General features: G+C 71.5%; 10 protein-coding genes. 8 read left to right on the top strand and 2 right to left on the bottom strand.

Features of this window, described 5'->3' with window-relative positions; translation table 11 throughout:
• Window positions 1-186 precede the first annotated feature (186 nt).
• Window positions 187-1,392, top strand: coding sequence for a hypothetical protein (locus tag Q5425_RS39125; protein ID WP_308677467.1), 1,206 nt, complete (start codon window positions 187-189; stop codon window positions 1,390-1,392).
• A gap of 49 nt (window positions 1,393-1,441) precedes the next feature.
• Entirely contained in the window at window positions 1,442-2,401 is a 960-nt protein-coding gene (locus Q5425_RS39120) for a Rieske 2Fe-2S domain-containing protein (RefSeq protein WP_308677466.1), read from the top strand.
• A 24-nt stretch (window positions 2,402-2,425) separates the two neighbouring features.
• Here the strand turns inward: Q5425_RS39120 and Q5425_RS39115 are convergent, their stop codons facing one another.
• Window positions 2,426-3,091: a response regulator transcription factor gene (locus tag Q5425_RS39115; RefSeq protein WP_308677465.1), complete on the bottom strand. Its 666-nt coding sequence runs from the start codon at window positions 3,089-3,091 to the stop codon at window positions 2,426-2,428.
• Between the two features lie 360 nt (window positions 3,092-3,451).
• Here Q5425_RS39115 and Q5425_RS39110 point away from each other — a divergent pair, with 360 nt between their 5' ends.
• Window positions 3,452-3,844, top strand: a complete 393-nt coding sequence (locus Q5425_RS39110; RefSeq protein WP_308677464.1) for an ATP-binding cassette domain-containing protein — start codon at window positions 3,452-3,454, stop codon at window positions 3,842-3,844.
• 61 nt (window positions 3,845-3,905) lie between these two features.
• Here the strand turns inward: Q5425_RS39110 and Q5425_RS39105 are convergent, their stop codons facing one another.
• Window positions 3,906-4,511 carry a TetR/AcrR family transcriptional regulator gene (locus Q5425_RS39105; RefSeq protein ID WP_308677463.1) on the bottom strand — a complete coding sequence of 202 codons (606 nt, stop codon included), beginning with the start codon at window positions 4,509-4,511 and terminating at the stop codon, window positions 3,906-3,908.
• A gap of 163 nt (window positions 4,512-4,674) precedes the next feature.
• Here Q5425_RS39105 and Q5425_RS39100 point away from each other — a divergent pair, with 163 nt between their 5' ends.
• The 5 genes from Q5425_RS39100 to Q5425_RS39080 all read left to right on the top strand — a co-directional run.
• Window positions 4,675-5,646, top strand: coding sequence for an aldo/keto reductase (locus tag Q5425_RS39100; RefSeq protein WP_308677462.1), 972 nt, complete (start codon window positions 4,675-4,677; stop codon window positions 5,644-5,646).
• A 79-nt stretch (window positions 5,647-5,725) separates the two neighbouring features.
• A complete protein-coding gene (locus tag Q5425_RS39095) occupies window positions 5,726-6,724 on the top strand; it encodes an alpha/beta hydrolase (protein WP_308677461.1) in 999 nt (332 codons plus the stop codon).
• Between the two features lie 72 nt (window positions 6,725-6,796).
• Window positions 6,797-7,189 (top strand): ester cyclase, encoded by a 393-nt coding sequence (locus Q5425_RS39090; RefSeq protein WP_308677460.1) that lies wholly within the window; start codon window positions 6,797-6,799, stop codon window positions 7,187-7,189.
• On the top strand, window positions 7,182-8,297 hold the full coding sequence (locus Q5425_RS39085) for a Gfo/Idh/MocA family oxidoreductase (RefSeq protein ID WP_308677459.1): 1,116 nt from the start codon (window positions 7,182-7,184) through the stop codon (window positions 8,295-8,297). Before Q5425_RS39090 ends, Q5425_RS39085 begins: the two co-directional genes overlap by 8 nt.
• A gap of 288 nt (window positions 8,298-8,585) precedes the next feature.
• Window positions 8,586-16,543, top strand: a 7,958-nt coding sequence (locus tag Q5425_RS39080) for an SDR family NAD(P)-dependent oxidoreductase (protein WP_308677889.1), incomplete at its 3' end; no start/stop codon positions are given.

Genomic DNA, 16,543 nt, shown 5'->3' with positions numbered 1-16,543 from the left:
ATTCACTGGCCCCCTACATACGTGTTACATCGCTTGTCTGACGTCTACTTCGTACCGGGCGAATCTGAAACGACCGTTAAAATGGGCGCGATTTCGGGCTCGGTAGTACGGTCGTACCGCCGTCCTCCCGAGAATGACGACCGCAGTACGATGCAACGGGACGGAATTCGGCCTAGCGTTCAAGCTATGACGAAACTTGATAGTCCACTGTGGAGGTTCGGGGCGGCCACCATGGCGCTGGCGACGGCGTTCGCCGTCGCCGCCTGCGGGTCGAACGCCGGCACCAGTGCGGCGCCCCCCGCGGCCGGCTCACACAACGGGCACGCGGGCCGGCCGCCGGCTGCACCGCAGCCGCTGCGCGCCGGCGAGCGGTTCGTCGACCTGAAGATGGCCGAGGCCTACACGCCCGCGCCGCCGGAGGGCGGCGGCACGGACGAGTACCGGTGCCAGGTGGTCGATCCGGGCCTGACCAAGACGGCGTTCCTGACCGGGACCCAAGTCATGCCGGAGAACGTCGCCCTCGCGCACCACGCCATCGTGTACACGGTGCCGCCGGGCGGCGCTGCCGCGGTGCGCGAGCAGGACGCGAAGACCCCCGGCCCCGGCTGGCAGTGTTTCGGCGGGACCGGCGTGAAGGGCGCCGAAGTAGAAGAGGGGGAGGCGACGTGGGCGGACACCTGGGCGCCGGGCGCCACGGAGACGCTGTTCACCCAGGACGTGGGCTTCAAGCTGGAGCCGGGCAGCCTGGTCATCCTCCAGATGCACTACAACCTGCTCGCGACCGACGGCAAGCCGGGTGGGTCGGACCGCACGGCGTTGCGGCTGCGGCTGACGGACGGCACGCCGCAGACCAGGGAATTCGACACGTTGCCGCTCGACGCGCCGACCGACCTGCCCTGCGCCGCCGGCGAGTCGGGTCCGCTCTGTGACCGGGCGGCCTCGATCGCGGACGTGACGAAGCGGTTCGGGCCGGAGGTCGGCGGCACCGCGGACGAGCAGCTGGAGGAGTGCGGCCAGAGCGCGCCGAAGCCCGGTGACCGCCAGACGTGCGACCACAAGGTGGAGGCGCCGATGACGCTGTTCGCCGGTTTCGGCCACATGCACCTGCTCGGGCGGGCCATCAAGGTCGAACTCAACCCCGGCAAAGCGAATGCCGAGGTCGTGCTGGACGTGCCGCAGTTCGACTTCGACAACCAGCGGCTGGTGAAGCTGCCGTCGCCGGTGGAGATCGGTCCGGGGGACACGCTGCGGGTGACGTGTACGCACGACGCGGGGCTGCGCAAACGGCTGCCGCAGCTGAGCAAGCTGCCGCCCCGCTACGTGGTGTGGGGCGACGGCACCAGCGACGAAATGTGCGCGGGCATCATGACAGTCTCCCCTCGCAAGTCCTGACGAAGCACCGGGATCCATACTTGCGAAATGAAATGAAAGGCGACTTCTATTGCCCCACACGCCTTCCCCCGGCGAAACAACTCTACCGGCCGATGCGCCACTACGGACACCGATCTGGGCACTCCTGCCGCTACGCGTCTTCCTCGGCGGCACATTCCTCTACGCAGGCCTCTCCAAAATCCTCGACACCCACTACCTGGACCACACCTCACCCCTCGGCGTCCACGCTCAGATGCTGCACGCCGCGACCACCTCCCCGATCGGCCCGGTGGTGTCATTCGCGGCCGAACACCCGACCGTCATCGGCCTGGTCATCGCTTTCGGCGAGGTCGCTGTCGGGCTGGGTACTCTGCTCGGGCTGTTCACCCGCATCGCCGCACTCGGCGGGTTTCTCCTTGCGCTGAGCTTCTTCCTCACCGTGAGCTGGACGACCCGCCCGTACTATTTCGGCGCCGACATCGTCTTCGCGGCCGCTTGGACCCCGCTGCTGGTTGCCGGCGACGCAGGCCTGTTCTCCACGACGGCCCGCTTGCGCGCCGCGATACGCCGTCGTCGCCGGCCGAACGCCACCCCGGACGACGTCGAGCGACGCATTCTGATCTGGGGCGGCCTGATCACCGCGACGACCGCTGCAGTCAGCGGCGGCGTCATCGCCCTTACCCGTCGCACCACCACCGACCCCGAACCAAGCCGGCCGACAGACCCGGGAACGAACTCCCAGACGGTGATCGCTGCGGTCTCTGCCGTCGCCGTCGGTTCGTCGACGAGCTTCACCACACCGAACGGTTCCGCCGCATATCTGGTGCGCCCCTCGACCGACACCTTCATGGCGTTCCTCGCCACCTGCACACACCAGGGCTGCCCCATCACGCCCGCCGGCTCCGGCTTCCGCTGCCCGTGCCACGGCTCCACTTTCGACGGCAACGGCCAAGCCACCGGCGGGCCGGCGACAAAACCCCTGACCAACGTGCCGGTGCGAGTCGTCGACGGGCAGGTCGTCACAGCATGACCGGGCCCGATCGTGGTGGTGGTGCTAAACCGGCCGGGTGAGTCTCAGGTCGTAGGCGAGGATGACGGCCTGGATCCGGTCCCGTGCGCCGATCTTGGCGAGGACCCGCCCGACGTGGGACTTCACCGTCGACTCCGACAGCGTGAACCTTTGCGCGATCTCGCCGTTGGTGAGGCCGTGGCCGATGGCGACGAAGATCTCGCGCTCGCGGCCGGTCAGGGAGTCCAACCGGGGATCCTCCCGCCCGGGCCCGCAGAGGTCATCGCCGAGCCGGTCGGCGAACGCGTCGAGCAGCCGCCGGGTCAGCGCCGGCGCGATCACCGCGTCCCCGGCGGCGACGGCCCGGATGCCGGCGAGCAGCTCCTCCGGGCGGGTGTCCTTCAGCAGGAAACCGCTCGCCCCGGCCCGCAGAGCGGCGAGCGCGTACCGGTCCACGTCGAGCGTCGTCATCACCAGGATCCGCGAACGCCCACCGGCGGCGACGATGCGCCGAGTGGCCTCGATCCCGTCGACGCCCGGCATGCGGATGCCCATCAGCACCACGTCGGGATGCAGTTCGGTGGTCCACCGAACGGCCTCGGCGCTGTTCTCGGCCTCGCCGACGATCTCGGTGTCGGGGGTGCACTCCAGCAGCATGCGAAACCCGAAGCGCTGCATCGGCTGGGTGTCCACCACGAGCACCGAGATCATGAACGGCTGCCTTTCAGGGGCGCGTAGACGGTCCAGCCACCGTCCGGGCAAGGCCGGGACCCGCGTCACCCGGCGATGCCAACTTCATACCGAGCGAACCTGAAACGACTGTTAAAGCGGCGCTCAGGCCGGTTGGCCGTCGGCGCGGGCTGCCCAGACACGGGAGATAACGTCTTCTCGGTTGCGCCGCCTTCGGTGGCGGCGGTCTTCATGACCGGCACCGTGATCAAGCCGCTGGTCTTCCCGGCTCTTCCTGACGGCGGCCGTCCCACAGGCGCACCGGCTGGTCCGCAAACAGCTCGGCGAAGGCTGCCACTGCCTGTTGTTCCGACTGTTCCGACGCCGCGCACTAGCAGCGTCGTGTACGGGCTGGCGGCCGTGCGCCGGCTGTCCGAAGTGGAGCAGATGGCGGCCGAACCGGCTCCGGCCGGGAGCACCGCCGGCGGCGGGGGCGCGGCCGGGCTGGTGTTCGAGGACGTCCGCTTCCGGTACGGCCCGGACTCGCCGGAAATCCTGCGCGGCGGCGACCTCGAGGTTCCCGCCCGGGGCATGACGGCGTTCGTCGGGGCCTCCGGCGCCGGGAAGTCCACGTTGTTCGCATTGCCCGAACGGTTCCACGGACCGTCGTCGGGCCGGATCCGGCCCGACGGTGCCGACCTCGCGGACTGGGACCTGGCCGCCTTGCGCCCGCTCTGGACCCATCCCACGCCGGCGGCGCTGACGCGCTACCTCAGCGCGATGGCGGCGCTTTGAGTTCCTTCCTGGAAGTGCACCTGGCGACCGACATGATGTCCGGGGTGCTGCCGAGCAGCTACTAGTCCGGCCAGGCGAGCAGCGCCGTGGCGACGATCTCGTCGAGTTCGACGGTGCCCAGGCCGTTCGCGGCTTGGACGGCAATGCCGAATCCCATCGTCATGATGAACCGGGCGAGACGCCTCGGATCGGCGTCCGGCCCGAGGTCGCCCTCGTCGACGGCGCGCCGGAAGCGCTCCTCGAGCCGTACGCCCGCGTCGTTGCGCCAGGCGACGAGCACATCGTGCGCCGGGCGGCCCTGCTCGCTCAGCGCCAGTGCGCCCTGAACGGACAGGCAGCCGGCGGGGGCGCCGGGCGATGTCGTGGTCCGGACGGCTCCGCGGAGGAACGCCTCGGCCACCCCTCGTGCCGTGGGCTCGCGCAGAGCGCGCGTCGCGTAGGAGGCCGGCCCCTCGGCGTAGCGCTCTACTGCCTTGCGGAAGAGCTGCTCCTTGTTGCCGAAAGCGGCATACATGCTCGACTTGGTGATTCCCATGGCGCCGGTCAGGTCCGTCAGGCTCGTGCCGTCGTATCCCCGAGCCCAGAACACCTGCATGGCGCGCTCCAGCGCCTCGTCGATGTCGAACTCCCGGGGCCGTCCGAACGCTGTACTCCGCGAACCACTCATAGCGGCATCTTCCTCGCTCCGGAGCCGACGCGGCCGGCCCCATGGCGCGGACGCTGTCACTCTCGTCACAACAGACTTTAGTACCGAACGGTCCCAATGTGCTACGGTTCTGTACCGAGCGGTACTTAAAGCAGCCGACCTCACATCGGAAGAGGGCATCAAAATGAAGACCACCTCACTCGGAGGGCTGGAGATCTCCCGCATCGGTCTCGGTGCGATGGGAATGTCAGACTTCTACACCGGAGCCGGCCGGCTGAACGATCAGTCGATCCGCACGATCCGGCACGCCCTGGATCTCGGCGTCACCCACATCGACACCGCGGAGGTCTACGGCCCCTTCGTCAACGAAGAGCTGGTCGGCCGCGCCGTCAAGGGGCGCAGGGACGAAGTCGTACTGGCCACCAAGTTCGGCCTCGTTTCGCACACCGGGCGCCCCGGCCCGGACAGCACCCCGGCCGGCATCCGGATCGCCGTCGAGGGATCGCTACGGCGCCTGGGCACCGACCACATCGACCTCTACTACCAGCACCGCGTCGATCAGGACACCCCGATCGAGGACACCGTCGGAGTCTTGGCCGACCTGGTCGCCGAGGGCAAGGTCCGCCACATCGGCCTGTCCGAGGCAAGCTCCACGACGATCCGGCGCGCGCACGCCGTACACCCGATCGCCGCGGTGCAATCCGAGTACTCGCTGTGGACCCGCGACCCCGAAACGGAGGTTCTGCCGGCCCTGCGAGAGCTCGGCGTGGGCCTCGTCCCGTACTCGCCGCTCGGCCACGGGTTCCTCACCGGCAGCATCCGCTCGCTGGACGGCCTCGACGCCGACGATTGGCGCCGCACCAACCCGCGATTCACCGGCGGCAACCTCGAACTCAACCTGCGCATCGTCGACGAGGTCAACGTCGTCGCCGCCGAAGTCGAGGCCACACCGGCACAGGTCGCCCTCGCCTGGCTGCTCGCCCAAGGCGACGACATCGCCCCCATCCCCGGCACCACACGCATCGACCGGCTGGAAGAAAACATCGCCGCCGACCACATCGGACTCACCGACGCTCACATCGCCCGGCTGAACAACCTGGAGCCGGCCGCCGGTGACCGCTACGACGAAGCCAACATGGCCGCCGTCGACCGCTGAGCGACAGCGAACAGACGGCTGCATCCACAACGATCGGCACCAGGCCGAGCACACTCCAGGGGAATCCATGAAAACGAGAATGACGGTCCTGTCCAGGGCATTCGTCGCCGCCATCACCGCGGCCACCGCTGTCGTGGGGACCGGCCTGGTCTCCGCCGACGCCGTCGCGACCTCAAGGCCGGAGCCGGCTGCCGTGCAGAGCGCCGCTACCCGGACCGATGAATCGCCGATCGGCTACCGGTCGGACTACGCGTGGGTGAACGGTTTCCGGATGCACTACCTCCGCGGAGGCAGTGGCTCACCGGTCGTTCTCCTGCACGGCTTTCCGCAGACGTCCGCGGAGTGGGAGCCGCAACTCCAGGCACTCGCCAAGAACCACACCGTGATCGCTGTCGACCTTCGTGGAACCGGTGACTCCTCGGTTCCGAAGACCGGTTACGACACGACGCAGCTGGCTGACGACGTGCACACGCTGCTCGCCCACCTCAACCTCGACAAGGGCATCCAGATCGTGGCCCACGACATCGGCGCATGGATTGCCTACCCTTACGCCGCCATGTGGCCCACCGAGGTCAGCAGGATGGTGGTGATGGAGGGGCCCATCCCCGACCACTCCCTCTACACGTTCCCGGCCTTCTCGCCTGAAGGTGAGCTTTCGACGTGGCACCTCGGATTCTTCCAAAAGGACTTCGCTCAAGATCTGGTCCGTGGGCACGAGCGTGATCTGGTCAAGGGGTTCATCGAGCAGTACTTGGCAGTGGACGGTGCGTTTGACGCCGGCGACTACGAGTTCTACGCCCGGTACCTTCGCGAACCCGGCCGGTTCAAGGCGTGGATGGACATGTACCAAGCGCTTCACACCGACATCGCCCAGAACAAAAAGTTCCGTGGGGCGGGGCTGCTGAAGATGCCGATCCTGGCCATTGGTGGCGAACAGGCGCTGAGCAGTGCCGTCGGTACCCAGTGGAAGGGCTACGCTTCGAACGTCGAGACCCGGGTAATGGCCCACACCGGCCACTGGCTCACCGAAGAACGACCGCAAGAGCTCACCGCGCTGCTGCTCAAGTTCCTGCGCTGACGGCTGGAGATTGCCGCCGTTCGGAACAGAATTCGAGCAGGACCCCGCTCCCACGGCCGAAGAAGGGTGATCATGTCCGACACCGACCTGCGCGAGTTCTATCTGCGCTACATCGGGGCGCTCAACGCCCACGAGATCTACCGCATGGACGAGTTCATCAACGACGAGACCACCCTGAACGGCGAGCCTGGCACGAGGGACCAGGTCATCGCCGTGCTGAACGGCGACATCGACGCGGTTCCGGACTTCCACTGGGAGCCCCGGGAGATCGCGGTCGACGGGGATCGCCTGGCCGCTCGTCTGACCAACACGGGCACGCCCGTCAAGGAGCGGCTCGGCGTGACGCCCACCGGCGCCTCGTTCGAGATCGTCGAGTACGCCGTCTACCAGGTTCGTGACGGGCGGTTCGTGCACATGACGGCCCTGCACGACGCCGAGACGCTCAGGCGGCAGCTCGGTGCCTGACCTCCGTGAGCCGATCGGCGTCGGCATCGTCGGCTTGAGCGCCAGGGGAGGCTGGGCGGCCGGGGCTCACCTGCCCGCGCTGAGTGCCGTCGACGGGATCGAGCTTCGCGCGCTGGCGGCGAGCTCCGAAGCCTCGGCCCAGGCGGCCGGAGCGGCGTATGGCGTACCCGCGTACACGTCGGTCGAGCAGCTCGCCGGCGACGAGAACGTCGACCTTGTCGTGGTCGCCGTCAAAGTGCCTCGGCATCGCGAACTGGTGTTGCCCGTGCTGGAGGCGGAAGTGCCGGTGCTCTCCGAGTGGCCGCTCGCCGTCGACCTGCGCGAGGCCGAGGAGATGGAGCGGGCCGCCGGGACGACGCGCACCTTCGTGGGTCTTCAGGGCCGCTCCTCGCCCGCCTTCCGCTGGCTGGCCGACCTGGTGGCGGAAGGGTTCGTGGGGGAAGTGCTCTCCGCCACCGTCGTGGCGTCTTCGACCGAATGGGGCACCCCGGTGTCTCCGAACATGGTCTACACCCTCGACCGCAAACTCGGCGCCACGATGCTGACCATCCCGTTCGGACACGCGATCGACCTGGTGACGATGGTCGTCGGCGAGCTCCGGGAAGTGGTTGCCACGACTGCGACCCGGCGCCCCCAGGTTCCGCTCGGGCGCACCGGGCGGGTCGTTCCGATGACCGCCGAGGACCAGATCGCGATCTCGGGCACCGTGGCGGGAGGGGCGATCCTGTCCGTTCACCACCGTGGAGGCGCGGCCTCGGGGGCCGGGTTCTCCCTGATCATCGACGGCACCGCGGGAAGACTCGAGATCACCGGCGCCGAATTTCCGCACATCGGTCCGGTCACGGTGTATGGCACACGCAGCGGTGGTCCGCTCGCGCAACTCACGCTGCCCAGCGGCTACGACGACTACCCCGCCCTGGCCGGAACAGCGATCCACACACTGGCGCACGCCTACGCCGCCGTTCGGGACGACCTCGTCCACGGGACGGTCCTCGCCCCGGACTTCACCCACGCCGTCAAGCGCCACCGGCTCCTCGACGCGATCGCACGGTCCGCCGCCACGGGCCAGCGAAAAGCCCTGCGCCCTCACGACCCTCTCGCGCAGTAGTTACTGGGGATCGGCCAACAAGTACCAAGCCTGGGAGGTCGCCGACCCTGGCCACTTGCTCGCAACCGTCGCGTTCGACTGTGCGACCGGCTTGGCTGGCGTGCGCGCTCGAAGAGGCGTACGAACTTCGTCGATGCCGACGCTCGGCGAATGGATCCCGTCGTCGCGGGCCCGGTGTCGGTGGTGCCCCGACATCAGTGTGCGGTGCACGGAACGGGGGCACCGAATGCGTGGACCGGCCGGGTTCTTCGGCGTGGCGGCGGGTGGGGTGGGGGCGGCGTGAGTCCGATGGACGGCTTGTCCGGCGCGGTTGCGGTCGTCGGGATTGCGTGCCGGTTTGCCGGTACCTCCGGGCCGGTCGAGTTCTGGCGGCTGCTGCGGGCCGGCCGGCAGGTTGTCGGCGAGGTGCCGGACAGCCGCTGGGATGCCCGGTCGCAGGCCGGGGCGCGGTGGGGGTCGTTCCTGGCGGATGTGGCCGGGTTCGACGCCGACTTCTTCGGCATTTCCCCGCGGGAGGCCGCGGTCATGGACCCGCAGCAGCGGCTCGCACTGGAGTTGGCCTGGGAGGCGCTGGAGGACGCCGGCATCGTTCCGGGGACGTTGCGCGGCGGGCGGACCGGCGTGTTCGTGGGTGCCATGCGCGACGACTACGCTGATCTTTCGCGGCGTGCGGCCGCGCCGGCCAGTAGCCGGCACACGTTCGCCGGGTTGCAACGTGGGGTGATCGCCAACCGCGTCTCCTACTTCTGCGGGGTGCGCGGGCCGAGCCTGGTCGTGGACACCGGGCAGTCCTCGTCGCTGGTTGCGGTCCAGCTCGCTTGCCGGAGCGTGCTGGCCGGTGAGTCCGAGCTCGCGCTGGCCGGTGGGGTCAATCTGAACCTCGCGGCGATGAGCGCACAGGAGGCGGAGCGCTTCGGCGGCCTCTCGCCGGACGGCCGCTGCTATGTGTTCGACGCGCGGGCGAACGGTTTCGTGCGTGGCGAGGGCGGCGGGATCGTGGTGCTCAAGCCGGTGGACGCGGCGGTCCGCGACGGCGATCGGATCTACTGCGTGATCGACGGCGGCGCCGTCAACAACGACGGGGGTGGTGCCGGGCTGACCGTGCCCGATCAAGCCGCTCAGCAAGAGGTGCTGCGGCAGGCCCACCGGCACGGCGGCCACGACCCGGTAGAGGTCGGCTACGTCGAGCTGCACGGCACCGGCACGCCGGTGGGCGACCCGATCGAGGCGGCCGCTCTCGGCGCGGTGCTGGGTGCCGGCCGGGAGCTCGGCCGGCCACTGCTGGTCGGCTCGGTGAAGACCAACCTGGGGCACCTGGAGGCGGCCGCCGGCGTCGCCGGGCTGATCAAGGCGGCGCTGGCGATCCGGCACGGTGAGCTGCCGCCGAGCCTGAACTTCGCCACGCCGAACCCCGGGATCCCCCTGGCGTCGCTGGGATTGCGGGTGGTCACGGACCTGATCGGCTGGCCGGAGCCGCGGCGAGCGGGGGTGAGCGCGTTCGGCATGGGCGGGACCAACTGCCACCTGGTGCTCGGCGCACCCCCGCCCACGCCGCGCCCACCCGCGACGCCATCGGCCGGCGAGACCACGTACGTCATTTCCGGAAGGACCGCGGCGGCGCTGCAGGCGCAGGCCGCGAGGCTGCGGGCCCACCTCGAGGAGCACCCGGACGTCACGCTGGGCGACGTGGCGCACTCGCTGGCCACCACCCGCACCGTGTTCGAGCACCGCGCGCGGCTCACCGCGTCCGGCCGGGACGAGCTGCTCGCCGGGCTGGACGCGCTGAGCACCGGGCACCCGGCTGCGGGGTTGACCAGCGGCGAGGGCATCCCCGTGGCCGTCCCGGAGCCCGGCCGCGGCACCCGGGTCTCCCTGCCGACCTACGCGTTCCAGCGCACCCGGCACTGGCTGGACACCGTCGTGGCGGCCGGCCCCCGCGAGCCGGACCCGCCGGGGGACGTGGGGGAGTTGGTGGCGGCGCACACCGCCGCCGTGCTGGGGCACGCCGATTCCGATGCGGTGGACCGCGAGCGGACGTTCACCGACCTGGGGTTCGACTCGCTGATGGCCATCGAGCTCGAGGAGCGCCTCGCGGCGGAAGTGACCTCGCCGCTGCCGAGCACGCTGCTGTTCGACCACCCGACGCCGGCCGCGCTGACCGAGTACCTGGCGGCGGCACCCGCTGCGGACACGGCGGTGGACACGGCGGTGGACACCGCCACGGCGGGCGCGGGTGAGCCGATCGCGATCGTCGGCATGGCCTGCCGCTACCCGGGCGGCGTGCGCACCCCGGACGAGTTGTGGCGGCTGGCGGTGTCCGGGACGGACGCGATCGGCGAGTTCCCCACCGATCGCGGCTGGGACCTGGATGCGCTCTACGACCCGGACCCCGAGCGGCCGGGCACGTCCTACACACGGCACGGCGGTTTCCTCTACGACGCCGCCGGCTTCGACGCCGGCTTCTTCGGCATCGCGCCGCGCGAGGCGCTCACGACCGATCCGCAGCAGAGGCTGCTGCTCACCACCGCGTGGGAGGCGTTCGAACACGCCGGCATCGACCCGGAGTCGGTCCGCGGTACCCGCACCGGGGTGTACGCGGGCGCGATGTACCACCACTACGCCCCCCGCGTGGGCACCGTGCCGGCCGGCCTGGAAGGGCACCTGATCACCGGGAACCAGGCGAGCGTGGTCTCCGGCCGGCTGGCCTACGTATTCGGCCTGCGCGGCCCGGCCGTCACGGTGGACACCGCCTGCTCGTCCTCACTGGTCGCGTTGCACCTGGCCGTCCAGTCGCTGCGCCGCGGCGAAAACTCGCTGGCGCTGGCCGGCGGTGTGTGCGTGATGGCCACGCCGGAGATGTTCGTGGAGTTCTCCCGGCTGCGCGGGCTGGCGCCGGATGGCCGGTGCAAGTCGTTCGCGGCCGGTGCGGACGGCACCGCGTGGGCGGAGGGTGCCGGGGTGCTGGTGCTGGAGCGGCTGTCCGACGCGCTGCGTCACGGGCACCGGGTGCTGGCCGTGGTCCGCGGCAGCGCGATCAACTCCGACGGCGCGTCCAACGGGCTGTCCGCGCCGAGCGGCCGGGCGCAGGAGCAGGTGATCCGCGACGCGCTGGCGGATGCCGGGCTCGGGCCGTCCGATGTGGACGCGGTGGAGGCGCACGGCACCGGGACCACGCTCGGCGACCCGATCGAGGCCAACGCGCTGCTCGCCACCTACGGCAAGGACCGGCCGGCGCGGCGGCCGCTGCTGCTGGGCTCCCTCAAGGCCAACATCGGCCACGCGCAGGCGGCCGCCGGGGTCGGTGGCGTCATCAAGGTGGTGCAGGCCATCCGCCACGGGCAACTGCCGAAGCTGCTGCACCTGGACCGGCCGACCGAGCACGTGGACTGGGCCGGCGGGCACGTCGAACCGCTCGCCGAGAACGCCGCCTGGCCGGACACCGGCCGGCCCCGCCGGGCGGCGGTGTCCTCGTTCGGCATCAGCGGCACGAACGCTCACGTGGTGATCGAGCAGGTCCCGGACACCGAGGACGCCGCGGGTGTGGTGGCGGGACCGGTCGTGCCCTTGCTGCTGTCCGCGAGGATCGAGCAGGTCCCGGACACCGAGGACGCCGCGGGTGTGGTGGCGGGACCGGTCGTGCCCTTGCTGCTGTCCGCCAGGACCGAGCAGGCGCTCCGGGACAACGCGTCGAGGCTGGCCGGGCACCTCGACGGCAACAGCGGGCTCGACCTCGCGGATGTGGGCGGCACGCTCGCCCGGCGAGCCCGGTTCGAGCACCGGGCCGCAGCGGTCGGCCAGGACCGGGCGGAGCTGGTCGCAGGCCTGCGCGCGCTGGCCGCAGGTGTCCCGTCGGCCGGCACGATCTCGGGGCGGGCCGGCCGGGCAGCCCGTCCGGTCTTCGTCTTCCCCGGTCAGGGTACGCAGTGGACGGGTATGGCCGTGCCGTTGCTTGCCGGCAGCCCGGTGTTCGCCGAGCGCATGGCGACGTGCGAGCGTGCGCTGGACGAGTTCGTGGACTGGTCGCTCACCGACGTGCTGTCCGACCAGGCCGCACTGGATCGGGTGGACGTGGTGCAGCCGGCGCTGTGGGCGATCATGGTGTCGCTCGCCGCCACGTGGCGGGCGCACGGCGTCGAGCCGGCCGCCGTGGTCGGCCACTCGCAGGGCGAGATCGCCGCGGCCACCGCCGCCGGTGCGCTGTCCATCGAGGACGGTGCACGGGTCGTGGCGTTGCGCAGCCGGGCACTCCGCGAGTTGTCGGGCCGGGGCGGGCTGCTGTCGGTGGCGCTCACGCGCGGAAGGGCCGGCCGCCGGATCGAACCGTGGGGCGAGCGGCTGTCCATCGCCGTGGTCAACGGACCGGAGGCCACGGTGGTTTCCGGCGATTCACCGGCCCTCGACGAGTTGGCTGCCGCGCTCGCGGCCGACGGCGTGCGGGTGCGCCGGCTGCCGGTGGACTACGCGTCGCACTCCACGCAGGTGACCCAGCTACGCGAGACGCTGCTTCGGGAGTTGACCCCGATCACGCCGCGCACCAGCGAGATCCCGTTTCGCTCCACGCTGACCGGCGGGCCGGTCGACACCGCCCTGCTGGACGCCGGGTACTGGTACCGCAACCTGCGTCACCCGGTCGAGTTCCACGCGGTGGTCGCCGACCTGGTCACCCGCGGCGAGCGGCTGTTCGTCGAGGTCAGCCCGCACCCGGTGCTGACCGTCGGCGTTCAACAGGTCCTGGACGGCGCGAGCGGGGACGGCGCCGCGCTGGGCACGCTTCGCCGCGACGAGGGCGGCGCGGACCGTTTCCTGCGGTCCCTCGCCGAGGCGCACGTGCACGGCGCGGACGTCCAGTGGGACACCGTGTTCGCCGGCACCGCACAGGTCGACCTCCCGGCCTACGCGTTTCAGCCGGAGAGGTTCTGGATGCTGCCGACCGAGCGGGCCGGCTCCGCGGCCCTCGGCCTGTCCACTTCGGACCATCCGCTCGCCGCCGCGGCGGTCCCGCTCGCGAGCGGGGACGGCTTGGTGCTCACCGGCCGGATCGGGCTCGGGACGCACCCGTGGCTGGCCGGCCACGCCGTGCACGGGCTGCCCTTGCTGCCGGGCGCCGCCTTCGTCGAGCTGGCCCTGCACGCCGGCGAGCAGGTCGGTTGCGGGGTCGTGGACGATCTTGCGCTGGAAGCCCCGCTGCCGCTGCCGGACGAGGGCGCGGTCGTGGTCCAGGTCACGGTCGGCGGCCCGGACGAGTCCGGCCGGCGGTCCGTCGCCATCCACTCCCGCCCGGCCGGCGAGCCCACCGAGGACTGGATTCGTCACGCGAGCGGCACGCTGGGTGCGGGCGGCGCCCGGGCCGAACACCTCGACCAGTGGCCCCCGGACGCCGACGCCGTCGACCTCGACGGCATCTACGAACGGTTCGCCGACACCGGGTACGAGTACGGCACGGCGTTCCAGGGACTGCGTTCGCTCTGGCGGCGGGGTGACTTCCTCTACGCGGAGATCGTCCTGCCGGCGGAGGTGCGTGAGGCCGCGGCGCGGTTCGGCATCCACCCTGCATTGCTCGACGCCGTGCTGCACCCCGTGCTGGTCGGCCACGCCGGACCGGTGCGGCTGCCGTTCTCGTGGACCGGGGTGTCCCTGCACGCGACCGGCGCGACCACTCTGCGGGTGCGGTTGTCGCCCACCGGGGCGGACGCCTACGCCATCACCATGGCCGACGGCGCCGGCGAGCCGGTGGGGAGCGTCGAGTCCTTGACGTTGCGGGACGTCCGGGCGGACCGGCTCGGCGCGGCCGGCCGCGCGGGGCGACGCTGCCTGTTCCGAGTCGACTGGGTGCCGGTGCCGACGCCTGCGGCCACCGAGACGGACTGGGCCGTGCTCGGCGAGACCGGCCTCGGCCTCGGCGCCCCGGTGTACCCGAACCTGGCCGCGCTGCGGGCTGCCGGGGCGCGGCCCCGAGCCGTCGCCGTGCCCGTCCCATCGGACCTCGACCCGCGGGAGACCACAGTCGGCGTGCTCGACGTTGTCCGCGACTGGCTGGCAGACGACGCGCTCGCCGGTGTCCGGCTGGTCGTGGTCACCCACCAAGCGATCGCCACCCGTCCCGACGAGGACGTCCCCCACCTGTCCGCGGCGCCGGTGTGGGGCCTGGTGCGGTCGGCACAGTCGGAGAACCCGGATCGCTTCCTGATCATCGACCTCGACACGGACGCGCCCGGCTTGCTGCGCGCGGCAGCCGCGGCGGCCGAGCCGCAGCTCGCGGTGCGCGACGGCCGGCTGCTCGCCGCCCGGCTGGTCCGCGTGCCCCCGCCCGGGAACGAGCCGGTCACGCTGGACTCCGACGGCACGGTGCTGATCACCGGCGGCGCCGGGACGCTCGGTGGCCTGCTGGCCCGGCACCTGGTCACCGAGTACGGCGTGCGGCACCTGCTGCTGACCGGCCGCCGCGGCCGGGACACCGCCGGCGCCGGAGAGCTGGCCGCCGAGCTGACCGCGCTCGGCGCCCAGGTCCGGATCGCCGCGTGCGACGTGAGCGATCGTGACCAGCTCGCCGCGGTGCTCACCGGTGTTCCTGCCGAGCACCCGCTCACCGCCGTCGTCCACGCGGCCGGCGTGCTCGACGACGGGACGATCGCCGCGCTCGACGAGTCCAAAGTGGATGCCGCACTGCGTCCGAAGGTCGACGGGGCATGGCACCTGCACACGCTCACCCAGGGCGCCGAGCTGTCCGCGTTCATCCTGTTCTCCTCGGTCGCCGGGATCATCGGCCACCCGGGCCAGGGCAACTACGCCGCCGCGAACACGTTCCTCGACGCGCTCGCCCACCACCGCCGGGCCTGCGGGCTGCCCGCGACCGCGATGGCGTGGGGCCTGTGGGCGACCGGCACCGGCATGACCGGGCACCTGGGCACGGTCGACCGGGCCCGGATGGCGAGGGGCGGCCTGGTGCCGCTTGAGCAGGACCAAGGGCTGGCCGCGTTCGACACGGCGCTACGGCTGGACGCCGCCCTCGTCGTCCCGGCCCGGCTGGACCTCGCCGGGCTCCGCGCCGTCGGTGCCCGGCCCGCCCCTCTGTTCGCCGCGCTGCTCGGCCCCGTGCGTCGGACCGCGCAGGACGGCGGGGCCACCACGCCACGGGCCGCCGGGCTGCCGGTCACCCGCGACGACCGCGCGATGCGGGACCTCGTGCTCGTCACGGTGGCCACCGTGCTCGGTCACTCCACAGCGGACCCGGTGGACCCCGGCGTGGCCTTCCGGCAGCTGGGCTTCGACTCGCTCACCGGCCTGGAGCTGCGCAACCGGCTGAGCACGGCCACCGGCCTGCGGCTGTCGCCCACGCTCATCTTCGACCATCCCACCCCGGTCGCGCTGGCCGGCTTCCTGAGCGGCCGGGTATGGGGTTCGGTCGACCGGTCCGCCGCCGTCCCGGCGATCGCCGGGGACGAGGACCCGGTCGTGGTGGTGGGTATGGGCTGCCGGTACCCGGGTGGGGCCGATTCGCCGGAGGCGTTGTGGGAGCTGCTGGCGGCCGGCCGGGACGCGGTCACCGAGTTCCCCGCCGACCGCGGCTGGGACGTGGACGCCCTCTACGACCCCGATCCCGACCGGGCCGGCCGCAGCTACGTCCGGGAGGGTGGGTTCCTGTCCGGGGCCACCGATTTCGACGCCGGGTTCTTCGGGATCTCACCCCGTGAGGCGCTGGCCATGGACCCGCAGCAGCGGGTGCTGCTGGAAGTCGCCTGGCATGCGCTGGAGTCGGCGGGCATCGACCCGGAGAAGGTGCGGGGCAGCAGAACCGGTGTCTTCGTCGGCCTGATGGGCAGCGACTACGCGCTCCCGCTGGCCGATCTCCCGGACGACCTCGTCGGGCAGTCGTCGGTGGCCAACGCCGGCAGTGTGGCGTCCGGCCGGCTGGCCTACACCTTCGGGTTCGAAGGGCCGGTGCTCACCGTGGACACGGCGTGCTCGTCGGCTTTGGTGGCCATGCATCTGGCGGCGCAGGCGCTGCGGAGCGGGGAATGTTCGCTGGCGTTGGCCGGTGGTGTGACGGTCATGTCCACGCCGAACCTGTTCGTGGAGTTCAGCCGGCAGCGTGGGCTGGCCCCGGACGGGCGGTGCAAACCGTTCGCGGCGGCCGCGGACGGGACCGCATGGGGTGAAGGTGCGGGGATTGTGGTGCTGGAGCGGTTGTCCGACGCCCGTCGCCACGGACATCGCGTGCTGGCGGTGCTCCGGGGCTCGGCGGTCAA

The sequence above is a fragment of the Amycolatopsis sp. A133 genome (assembly GCF_031082405.1).
In the GTDB taxonomy this organism is placed as follows: domain Bacteria; phylum Actinomycetota; class Actinomycetes; order Mycobacteriales; family Pseudonocardiaceae; genus Amycolatopsis.
The sequence above is the reverse complement of the archived record's forward strand: the minus strand, read 5'-3'. Positions and strand labels throughout refer to the sequence as shown.